General features: G+C 72.1%; 12 protein-coding genes and 1 tRNA gene. 9 read left to right on the forward strand and 4 right to left on the reverse strand.

Going from position 1 to position 9,350, the window contains the following annotated elements:
* Nucleotides 1–125: 125 nt before the first annotated feature.
* The 4 genes from ASD62_RS14260 (at nt 126) to ASD62_RS14275 (ending at nt 2,598) form a co-directional block, all read left to right on the forward strand.
* A complete protein-coding gene (locus ASD62_RS14260; protein WP_056916519.1) occupies nt 126–668 on the forward strand; it encodes a sigma-70 family RNA polymerase sigma factor in 543 nt (180 codons plus the stop codon).
* On the forward strand, nt 665–1,639 hold the full coding sequence (locus ASD62_RS20500) for an anti-sigma factor (RefSeq protein ID WP_056916520.1): 975 nt from the start codon (nt 665–667) through the stop codon (nt 1,637–1,639). The genes ASD62_RS14260 and ASD62_RS20500 overlap by 4 nt, the downstream gene beginning before the upstream one ends.
* Nucleotides 1,640–1,757: 118 nt before the next feature.
* A tRNA-Ala gene (locus tag ASD62_RS14270) sits at nt 1,758–1,830 on the forward strand.
* Nucleotides 1,831–2,031: 201 nt separating this feature from the next.
* Nucleotides 2,032–2,598, forward strand: coding sequence for a hypothetical protein (locus ASD62_RS14275; protein ID WP_157581486.1), 567 nt, complete (start codon nt 2,032–2,034; stop codon nt 2,596–2,598).
* Nucleotides 2,599–2,629: 31 nt separating this feature from the next.
* Here ASD62_RS14275 and ASD62_RS14280 read toward each other — a convergent pair whose 3' ends face one another.
* Together ASD62_RS14280 and ASD62_RS14285 are read right to left on the reverse strand one after the other, a co-directional pair.
* Nucleotides 2,630–3,055 (reverse strand): arsenate reductase ArsC, encoded by a 426-nt coding sequence (locus tag ASD62_RS14280; protein ID WP_056916522.1) that lies wholly within the window; start codon nt 3,053–3,055, stop codon nt 2,630–2,632.
* Entirely contained in the window at nt 3,052–3,807 is a 756-nt protein-coding gene (locus ASD62_RS14285; RefSeq protein ID WP_056916523.1) for an MIP/aquaporin family protein, read from the reverse strand. Before ASD62_RS14285 ends, ASD62_RS14280 begins: the two co-directional genes overlap by 4 nt.
* An 86-nt stretch (nt 3,808–3,893) precedes the next feature.
* Here ASD62_RS14285 and ASD62_RS14290 point away from each other — a divergent pair, with 86 nt between their 5' ends.
* The gene (locus ASD62_RS14290) at nt 3,894–4,295 is read left to right on the forward strand and encodes a helix-turn-helix transcriptional regulator (protein WP_056916524.1); all 402 of its coding nucleotides are present in this window, start codon (nt 3,894–3,896) and stop codon (nt 4,293–4,295) included.
* An 80-nt stretch (nt 4,296–4,375) separates the two neighbouring features.
* Nucleotides 4,376–5,386: a hypothetical protein gene (locus tag ASD62_RS14295; protein WP_056916525.1), complete on the forward strand. Its 1,011-nt coding sequence runs from the start codon at nt 4,376–4,378 to the stop codon at nt 5,384–5,386.
* A gap of 95 nt (nt 5,387–5,481) precedes the next feature.
* Here ASD62_RS14295 and ASD62_RS14300 read toward each other — a convergent pair whose 3' ends face one another.
* Entirely contained in the window at nt 5,482–5,943 is a 462-nt protein-coding gene (locus tag ASD62_RS14300) for a VOC family protein (protein WP_235530712.1), read from the reverse strand.
* A 125-nt stretch (nt 5,944–6,068) separates the two neighbouring features.
* Between ASD62_RS14300 and ASD62_RS14305 the strand changes: the two genes are divergently transcribed.
* Nucleotides 6,069–7,247, forward strand: a complete 1,179-nt coding sequence (locus tag ASD62_RS14305; protein WP_157581487.1) for an esterase family protein — start codon at nt 6,069–6,071, stop codon at nt 7,245–7,247.
* Nucleotide 7,248: 1 nt separating this feature from the next.
* On the opposite strand, the gene ASD62_RS14310 is transcribed toward ASD62_RS14305, so the two are convergent.
* The gene (locus tag ASD62_RS14310) at nt 7,249–8,145 is read right to left on the reverse strand and encodes a GDSL-type esterase/lipase family protein (protein WP_157581488.1); all 897 of its coding nucleotides are present in this window, start codon (nt 8,143–8,145) and stop codon (nt 7,249–7,251) included.
* 91 nt (nt 8,146–8,236) lie between these two features.
* Between ASD62_RS14310 and ASD62_RS14315 the strand changes: the two genes are divergently transcribed.
* Together ASD62_RS14315 and ASD62_RS20345 are read left to right on the forward strand one after the other, a co-directional pair.
* Nucleotides 8,237–9,055, forward strand: a complete 819-nt coding sequence (locus tag ASD62_RS14315) for a hypothetical protein (protein WP_235530713.1) — start codon at nt 8,237–8,239, stop codon at nt 9,053–9,055.
* A gap of 81 nt (nt 9,056–9,136) precedes the next feature.
* Nucleotides 9,137–9,350, forward strand: a 214-nt coding sequence (locus ASD62_RS20345) for a hypothetical protein (protein ID WP_162254770.1), incomplete at its 3' end; no start/stop codon positions are given.

Genomic DNA, 9,350 nt, shown 5'->3' on the forward strand with positions numbered 1-9,350 from the left:
CCGGATAGACGAGATGGGCTGCGCAGTTGTTCACGGGCCGGTCCCGACGAGCTTGCGCCCGAGATGAACCCCGGGGCCGGGCATTTCGTCCTTTACCGGGAAGGGCCGGAGCGGGAGGATCGCAGATGTCGGCGTCGGTCGGCGAAGGAGTGGTGGTGGAGGCTGGTCAGCGGCACGCGGCCCTCCAGGGACTGCATGACCGGCATGCCCCGGAGCTGTGGCGGTTCGCGCTGCGCCTGACCCGCGACCCCCAGGTCGCCGAGGACCTCGTCCAGGAGTCGCTGCTGCGCGCCTGGCGCGACCCGCAGCTCGGCGGGCGCAGCGAGGCGCAGGCGAGGGCCTGGCTGTTCACGGTCGTGCGGAACCTCGTCGTCGACCGCTGGCGCAGCGCCGCCAACCGGCACGAGGTGGCCGGCCTCGACTGGGTCGACCCGCTCGTCGCGGACCGCACCGGTGAGGTGCTCGACCGCTGGCTCATCGCTGACGCCCTCGGCACCCTGTCGGCCGATCACCGCCGCGTCGTCGCGGCGGCCTACTACGAAGGAAGGACGGTGGCCGAGATCGCCGCTGAGCTGCGGATCCCCGAGGGGACGGTGAAGTCGCGACTCCACTACGGACTGCGGAGCCTGCGCCTCGCCCTGCAGGAGAAGGGGGTGACCCGGGCATGAACGACACCGACCAGTACGCCCAGTGGGATGCCGCCTACGTCCTCGGTGCCCTCTCCGGCAGCGAGCGGGCGGAGTACGAGGAGCACCTGTCCGGGTGCCTGAGCTGTCGCGCCGCCGTGGCCGAGCTCGCCGGCCTGCCCGGGCTGCTCGGCCAGCTCAGTCCGGCCGAGGCGATCGCCGTCGAGTCGGGTTCGGGCGGCAGCGACGGCGCCGGACCGTTCGCCGACCCCTTCGCCGTCCCCGACCCGCCGGCGTCCCTCATGCCCCGCCTGCCGCACGCGTCCGAGTGGCGCCAGCGGTGGCTGGCTCCCATGGCCGCCGCGGCGGCTGCCCTCCTCATCGGGGGCGTCGGCGGGTATGCCGTGTCCGCCTCCCGTGACGCCGTCCCCGGCGCGGGCCCTTCGTCGACCCTGGCCCAGGGGCGCAGTCGCCTGGCGTTCGCGCCCGTGAGCGCGTCCCCGATGACCGCCGTCGTCGACGTCGTCCCGACCTCGCAGGGGACCGAGCTGCGGGTGGAGTGCCAGTACGCGCAGTCCACGGCAACCGGCGCCGGTAGCGGCACCGGCAGCGGCACCGGCAGCGGCACTGGCTCCGGCGTGGGTGGCTCCGGAACGTCGGGGGCCACGGGCTCGGGTTCCACCGGGTCGGGTGCCATGACCGGCATGCGTGGCCGGATGGGTACCGGCGGGTCCATGCCGTCGAGCGGTTCCTCGGGCGGCTCGACCGCTGCGACGGGGTCGACCGGCTCGGCGACGACCGGCTCCGGCGACGGGGGATACCCGGGGATCCGGTACGCCATCTGGGTGGTGGGCCGCGACGGTCGGGACATGCTGGTGAAGGACTGGACGGCTCGGGCCGGACGCGTCATGCACCCCCGGGGTGTCACCCCGTGGTCGGTCGGCCAGATCGAGTCGATCGAGATCCGCCTGGTGGACGGCGGAGCCACCGTGATGCGCGCCCAGGTGGGCTGAACGCGGGCGGGCAGCTCGCCAGGCGCACGGGCGACGCGCACGGACGGTCGTCCGCGGCATACCGGGGTGCCGTTTTCCGTGAGGGGCACTGCTGGTGTTATCGTTTCGTCCGCATCAAGGGGCTGTGGCGCAGTTGGTAGCGCGTCTCGTTCGCAATGAGAAGGCCCGGGGTTCGAATCCCCGCAGCTCCACCCCGAGAGAACCCCGTCTGGACCGCGCCGATGGCGCCGGGCAGGCGGGGTTCTTCGTCGTCCGGGCCCGAGGTCCCCCCGGCACGCGCCGAGGTGAGCCCAAGAAATGTCGAAGGTGGCTCTGCCACGGTGGCGTCGAGCTGACCCGGGGTCAGGTCGTCGGGCGTTGCGCGATCGAGGGCGAGCGTGATGGAAGAACGAGTGACGAGGTCCACCAGCGGGCGTGGACCCAGGCATACGGCCGCGGTGGCCCTGGGCCTCGCGGTGGTCGCCGCCGGGAGCGTCGCCGCCTCGCTGGCGATGGGTGTGGGCTCGCGGGATGCCCGCTCGAACCCCTCGACGTCGTCGGGTCAGCAGCAGAGCCGGGCCGTCGGCCACCCGACGGGGGCAGCGACGACCGGCGTGAAGCCCACGGGTTCGAGCGAGGCGCGTCGGCTGCACGCCCTGGACCCGACCCAGGTGGCCAGGTCGGTGGCCAGCGACGACGCGACGGCGAAGAAACCTGCGTCCGGAACCGCTGCCAAGGGGGTGTGGCACCTCGGCGAGGTCGGCACCTACCTGGTGGGCAAGGGCATCGCTCCGGGCACCTACGAGTCGGCCGGTGCCACGCAGGGCGAGTGCAGCTGGTCGCGACTGCGCGACCTCGACGGGAAGGCGACGGCGGTGATCCAGCGTGGTGCGGGTACGGGCAAGGCGGTCGTGACCATCAGGTCCTCGGACGCGTTCTTCGAGACCGCCCACTGCCAGAACTGGCACAAGGTCGCCTGAGCAACCCAGGCTCAGGGCCCCGCGGACGTGACTAGGAGACCGGCTCCACGCCGAGCTCCGACAGGAGCTGGACGACGCGTCGGCGGATGTCGTCCCGGATCGGGCGGACCGCGTCGACGCCCTGCCCCGCAGGGTCCTCGAGGGTCCAGTCCTCGTACCGCTTGCCGGGGAAGATCGGACACGTGTCGCCGCACCCCATGGTGATGACGACGTCGGACGCCTGGACCGCGTCGGTGGTGAGGATCTTGGGCTTCTCGGCCGAGATGTCGATGCCCTCCTCGAGCATCGCCTCGCGGACGGCGGGGTTGATGGACTCGGCCGGTGCAGACCCTGCTGAGCGGACCTCGACAGCGCCGGCGGACAGGCGGTGCGTGTAGGCCGCGGCCATCTGGGAGCGCCCGGCGTTGTGGACGCAGACGTACAGGACGGACGGCCGGGGGCCGGTCTCGAGGGTCATCGCTGGTGCCTCTCGGTCGGTGCGGGATGGGGCAGGACGACGTCGTCGGCCCGCTCGCCTTCGGGGTAGAGGGCCAGGACCAGCCCGGACCCGACGACGAGGCCGACGAGCTGCGCGAGCACGAACCCCGGCGCCGAGGAGGGCGCGATCCCCGCGAACGTGTCGGAGAACATCCGCCCCACCGTCACGGCAGGGTTCGCGAACGAGGTCGAGCTGGTGAACCAGTAGGCGGCCCCAATGTAGGCGCCGACCGCGGGAGCCGCGAGGGCGCCCCGCCCGGTGCGGGCCAGGGCGAAGACGAGGGCGACCAGGACGGCCGTGGCCACGACCTCGCCGAGCAGGTGCCCGGGCGTGGCGCGGTCCTTGGTCGAGAGGGAGGTGCCCACGTCGAACATCGCGTTGGCGAGCACCGCACCCACCACCGCTCCGCCGACCTGGGCGACGACGTATGCCGCGAGGTGGGTGGCGCCCAGCCCGTGCCCTTGCCGCCGCCCCAGGAACCAGTCCGCGAGGGACACGACGGGGTTGAAGTGTGCGCCGGACACCGGGCCGAACACCAGGATGAGGACGGTCAGGCCGAGCACCGTCGCGGTGCTGTTCTCCAGCAGCTGCAGGCCGACGTCGTCCGGTGAGAGCTGTTGGGCGGCGATGCCCGAGCCGACCACGACGGCCACGAGCAGGGCGGTGCCCACGAACTCGGCGAGGAGTCGACGAGCCAGTGGCGCTGGCCCCGCGACGGGGGGCTCGTCCATCAGCACTCCTCGGGTCCATGGGCGTCGGCGAGGTGAACGTTGACCCATTGATTTACATTTGTCAATGCGTGGTGGAGGATCGGCCCATGCCCTCCTCGACCCGCGCCCGGCTGCCCGTGGCCGACGACCCGGCCACGTGCTGCGCACCGATGACCGCCGGGGTGCTCGACGTCGCGGACGCGGAGGAGCTCGCCCACCGGTTCAAGGCCCTGGGTGACCCGACGAGGGTCCGTCTCGTCTCCCTCATCGCTGCGGCACCGGGGGCGGAGGCGTGCATCTGCGACCTGACCGAGCCCGTCGGCCTCTCCCAGCCCACCGTCTCGCACCACATGAAGATCCTCGCCGATGCCGGGCTGGTGCGACGCGAACAACGTGGACGCTGGGCCTACTTCACGGTCCAGCGCGAGGCGCTCGATGCCCTCGCCCGGACCCTGGGCGAGCCCGCCACGGCTGCTCCGCGTCGCTCCGGCGGGGGTCTTACGACCTAGGTCCAATTGCTGCTGTCCGCTGCAGGGCATCAGGGTGGGCGCACCACACGGACGCACCCCCCTGACACCTGGAGACACACATGGCACGCATCACCAACGCCCTGCGGGTGGGGGTCGTCGTGGCCGCGCTCGTCGGCTCGGCCCTCGCCGCGACCCAACCCGCCCAGGCGGCCTCGAGCAAGGGCTGCACCGACGGCGGCTTCCGCCTCGTGAACCGGGCCACCGGGGCCACGGTCGCTGCAGCGGGGACGGACCGGGTGCGCGCGACGATCCCCGCGGCCCAGCTGGGGACGGCGTTCGCCGTCCGGGGTCGCTACGCGCAGTTCGACGTCCGGTCCTCGGACTTCGCAGTCTTCAACCAGGCGTTCACGGGCGCCGCCAACGAGCTCGACATCACCGGCGGCCGGTTCACGCCGGTCTTCGCCAGCAAGGTCCCGAACCACCGCGGGCTCGTTCTCAGCAGCGCCATCACCGTCCAGCTCGACGGCGAGAACCTCTCCGTGCAGCGCACCGGCACCGGCCTGTCCATGACGCTCAGCGCCAAGGACTGCGCCCAGGGCGGGATCTTCCAGATGGAACCCCAGCGATCGGACGGCACGACCACCCGCATCACGCACACGCTGGCCACCTCCACGACCGCCGGCCTCACGCCCTTCTACTACGACAACCCGAACTTCCGCGCCAAGGCCGGACAGTTCCTCGGATCGGGCTGCACGAGCGTGCAGACGGGCCCGCCCGGACAGTTCTGCGTGCAGGTGACCCCGCGCGTCAACGTCTCCAACGACGTCTCGCCGCAGTTCGTGGTGCGTGACAGCGCGCAGGTGGCGACCCGCGTGCCGCAGCCCACCTGCAACACGGCCACCGCGGTGACGCCGAGCGTCCGCCACTGCGGAGGGGTCTCGGTCTGGGACGTCGCCAGCGGGGGACGGATGGGCTTCGTCACCGGTGCGGACTCGACCGAGGTCGCCAACCCGCCCACCACCTGCACGAGCAACTGCCAGGCGCAGAACCAGGTACGAGGACGTCTGGCCAACCTCGGTCACCCCTTCCCGGTGCCGGCGGGCAGCCGGCTGACCCCCCGGGTCGGCTGACCGCAGGCCCCGGACCGCCCCGGCAACCCCCAGCCGGCGCGCGACGACCCCCTCCCGGCAGCCGGGAGGGGGTCGTCTGGTGCGCGGCTCGGGGCCTACCGCGCCATGGCGTCGGTGCCGTCGGACAGCAACGACGAGATGAGGCCGAACACGTTGCCGTCAGGGTCGAGGAGGTACCCGACCCGGCCGACGCCCTGCATGTCCTCGGGGGCGACGGCCTCGGACGCCCCGAGCTCCAGCCCCTTCGCGAACACCTCGTCCACGCTGCCCTCGATGCCGATGACGAAGTTCGCGCCGTTGACCGGAGCGCCCCGCTCGGGCGCCGGACCCCGTCGCTGGGTGAGGCCACCGTTGATGCCCCGGCCGGGCGCATCCATGGTGATCGCACCCTCGCCGGTCTCGATGGACCAGTACGGCATGTCACCGAACTGGGTGAACGACCACCCGAGCAGCTGGCCGTAGAAGTCGATGAGCCGCTGCGGCTCGGATGCGTGGATCTCGAAGTGGACGACGAGGTTGGCCACGGTGTCCTCCTTGGCTGGGTCCGTGCTGGCCACGGGCCGGGTGTGCCCCACGCTATGCCGCGACGGTGCGTGCCCACCAGCACGAACGGTGCCTCAGCAACCTCACAGCCAGCGTCCGGCAACCTCGCAGGTGTGGGGCGCAGAGTGTGGCTGCTCTGGTGGAGCGAGTGATGTGGAACGAGGTGGTGGTCGTGCCGTTGCTGGGCTGGCCGTTGATGGTCACGCTGGGTTCGTCGTTCGTCCTCGTCGTCGCCGCCACGGCGCTGGGATGGTCGCGGGTGCGCGGGCCCCGCGCGGTGCGGGTGCTCCAGCGGGCGGCGCTGGTCGGGTCTTCGCAGGCCCTGGTCGTGCTGCTCCTCGCGGCCGGTGCCAACAACTACGGCTACTTCTACGGCTCGTGGTCCGACCTGTTCGGTGGCTCGTCCCAGGCCGCGGTCGCCCTGCCGCCGACCCACGGCGGCCCCGGCCCGAGGCAGGGTCACGTCGGTGCTGCAGGAGCCTTGCCCGCGGTGAAGAGCGGACCCACCTCCTGGTCCACGCCGACGGAGTGGGCCACGCGAGGCCGCGTCGACACGGTGACGGTTCGGGGTGCGCGCAGCGACCTGTCGGAGCAGGCCCTCGTCTACCTGCCGCCCGCGTACTTCCAGCCGGCCTCGGCGCACCGGACCTTTCCCGCCGTCGAGGTGATGACCGGCTATCCGGGGGTTGTCGCGAATCTGGTTCAGCGACAGCACTATCCAGACACCCTCCTCACGGAGATGGGGCAGCGCAGGGCCGGGCCGATGGTGCTGGTGATGCTCAGGCCGACGGTCGCGCCACCGCGCGACACCGAGTGCACCGACGTCCCCGCCGGCCCGCAGGCCCTGACGTACCTCGCCGAGGACGTCCCGTCCGCGGTCGAGTCGGCCTACCGGGTGCGCCCGACCGGGTGGGGCGCGATGGGGGACTCGACCGGAGGGTACTGCGCGGTGAAGCTCGCGATGGCCCACTCCGACGTCTTCTCCACGGCGGTCTCCCTGTCGGGGTACTACCACACGCTGCGGGACACGACCACGGGCGACCTGTGGGGTGGTTCGTCGGTGCTGCGCGACCTCAACAGCCCGGAGTGGTTGCTGGCGCACCAACCGGCACCGCCGGTCTCCGTGCTGGCCACGATCGGCACTGCGGAGAAGGGCCACACCGGGATCTCGGACACCCGCCACTTCCTGTCGCTGGTCCGGTCGCCGATGAGCGTCACCTCCGTCGTGATCCCCGGTGGTGGCCACAACTTCCACTCGTGGTCGACGGTGATGGGCCCGGCGTTCGACTGGCTGTCGAAGCGGCTCCACGCCGCCTGAGTCAGGGCGCTCCCGAGGGCGTGGCCTCGAGGAGGGTCCTGGCGATGAGCGCGTGGCCGGCGGAGTTGGGGTGGTCGCCGTCGTCGGCGAGCAGAGGAGTGGGGTCCTTGCCGCCGTCACCGTTGAACGGACGGTAGAGGTCGACGCAGGTGGCCCCGATCCCTTGCGCTGCATCGCAGATCCGCGTGTTCGCCGCTGCAGTCACGTCGTCGCTCCACTGCGCGAACCCCGCGCCGTAGTCGCCATCGGCCACGTCGCCGTCCTCGAAGACGTTCCAGTACGTCGTCACGAGGATGCGTGCCGTGTCCGGTGCGAGCGTCCGCACGCGCCGGAGGGCGACGGCCAGCGGGTCGGCGAGGCCGGCCACCCCGTCGCGCACGCACGCGTCGTCGCAGGCGTCGTCCCGCCACCGGTCCACCAGGGGCACGAGGTCGTTGGCGCCGATCGTGACCACGACGACCGAGGCGGCGCGCAGGGCGTCCTGGTCGGCCGCGGTGCCCAGCTGGCTCGTCAACCCGGGCACGGTGAGTCCGGAGTGGCCGAGGTTGACGACGCGTTCGCTGGAGGCGTGGTCGCGGGAGGCGAGGGCCGCGGCATACCGGACGATGAAGGGCTGGCAGTCGCACGCGGTGCCGGACATGACGGAGTCTCCGAGGCCGACCACGACCAGTGGCCCGCGCCCGGTGACGGAGGTCGTCGGCGGCGTCGCGGGCGTCGTCGTCGAGGACGTACCGGCCGTGCCGGAGGCGACCCGGCTGCGGGTGTGGGCCGAGGCGGCAGGCGTGCAGGCGGACAGCACGACGACCAACGCCGTCAGCACCGCCGCCACCACCGCCCTGCGGGCGGCCTGCGACCTCGAGGGTCCCGCGAGGAACGGCACCCTGACGACCCTCGACACCCTTCGAGCCTGCTCCCCGGCGGCGGCGCAGGCAACTTGGCGCAGGCGACGGCTCAGGGTCCGCTCAGGGCGGCGCTGGGACCGTGGGGTCATGACGACGCTCGCACCAGCACGACAGCGCACGATGCTCAACAAGGTCCCCGAGGTGACCGTGTACTTCTGGATCATCAAGATCCTGTGCACCACCGTGGGGGAGAGCTTCGCCGACTACGTGAACGAGACCCTCGGCTTCGGGCTGACGAACACCACCGTGGTGTTCTCGGTCGCGCTCGTGGCGGTCCTGGTGGCCCAGTTCCGGCTGCGGCAGTACGTCCCGGCCGTCTACTGGCTGGCGGTGGTGCTCATCAGCGTGGTCGGCACGCTCCTCACCGACAACCTCACCGACGGTGTCGGCGTGCCGCTCTGGGTGAGCACCGCGGTGTTCACCGTGGCCCTCGCCGCCGTGTTCGCGGTCTGGTACGCCCGGGAGCGCACCCTCTCCATCCACTCGATCGTCACCACGCCGCGTGAGGCGTTCTACTGGCTCACGGTCCTCGTGACCTTCGCGCTCGGCACGGCCGCAGGCGACTGGACGCTGGAGCTGACCGGCTGGTCGGCCGGCGCCTCGGTCCTGCTGCCGCTCGGGCTGATCGCCGCGGTGCTCACCGCCTGGAAGCTCGGCGCCGGACCGGTGCTGTGCTTCTGGCTGGCCTACATCCTCACCCGCCCCCTCGGCGCCAACATCGGCGACTTCCTCGCCTCGGCGCGCGACGAGGGTGGAGCGGGCCTGGGGACGCTGGGGACCAGCGTCCTGTTCCTCGGCACCATCCTCGCCGTGGTGGTCTACCTCAGCGTGACCCACAAGGACCGCACGGAGCGGGCGAACCTCCGTGCCGAGCAGGCGACTCCGGTGGAGGACCGACAGGTCTGACGTCGGCACCGGGCCGGCTCGAGGATCGGCGGCCCGACGAAGAGTGAGGCAGACGTGGTGCAGCGCAGGACGAGGGTGTTGGTGGTCACCGACAGTGCCACCCCCTCGCCTGCGCTGCTCCATGCGGTGGCGGCCCGGGTCCGGGACGAGGACGTGCAGTTCCGGCTCGTGGTGCTGAACCCGGCGCGGGCCGAGCTGCACCTCCTGCACCCCGAGCGGCGCGACCTGGCGTTCGAGGCCGAGTGCATCCTGCTCGAGACGCTGCCGGACCTCGAGGCCGCAGCGGGCCGGCGGG

The sequence above is a fragment of the Phycicoccus sp. Root563 genome (assembly GCF_001427915.1).
Taxonomy (GTDB): domain Bacteria; phylum Actinomycetota; class Actinomycetes; order Actinomycetales; family Dermatophilaceae; genus Pedococcus.

Coding starts and splice junctions, on each gene's coding strand:
- ASD62_RS14260 (WP_056916519.1), top strand. CDS start 126: ATGTCGGCGTCGGTCGGCGAAGGAGTGGTGGTGGAGGCTGGTCAGCGG.
- ASD62_RS20500 (WP_056916520.1), top strand. CDS start 665: ATGAACGACACCGACCAGTACGCCCAGTGGGATGCCGCCTACGTCCTC.
- ASD62_RS14280 (WP_056916522.1), bottom strand. CDS start 3,055: ATGACCCTCGAGACCGGCCCCCGGCCGTCCGTCCTGTACGTCTGCGTC.
- ASD62_RS14285 (WP_056916523.1), bottom strand. CDS start 3,807: ATGGACGAGCCCCCCGTCGCGGGGCCAGCGCCACTGGCTCGTCGACTC.
- ASD62_RS14290 (WP_056916524.1), top strand. CDS start 3,894: ATGCCCTCCTCGACCCGCGCCCGGCTGCCCGTGGCCGACGACCCGGCC.
- ASD62_RS14295 (WP_056916525.1), top strand. CDS start 4,376: ATGGCACGCATCACCAACGCCCTGCGGGTGGGGGTCGTCGTGGCCGCG.
- ASD62_RS14315 (WP_235530713.1), top strand. CDS start 8,237: ATGACGACGCTCGCACCAGCACGACAGCGCACGATGCTCAACAAGGTC.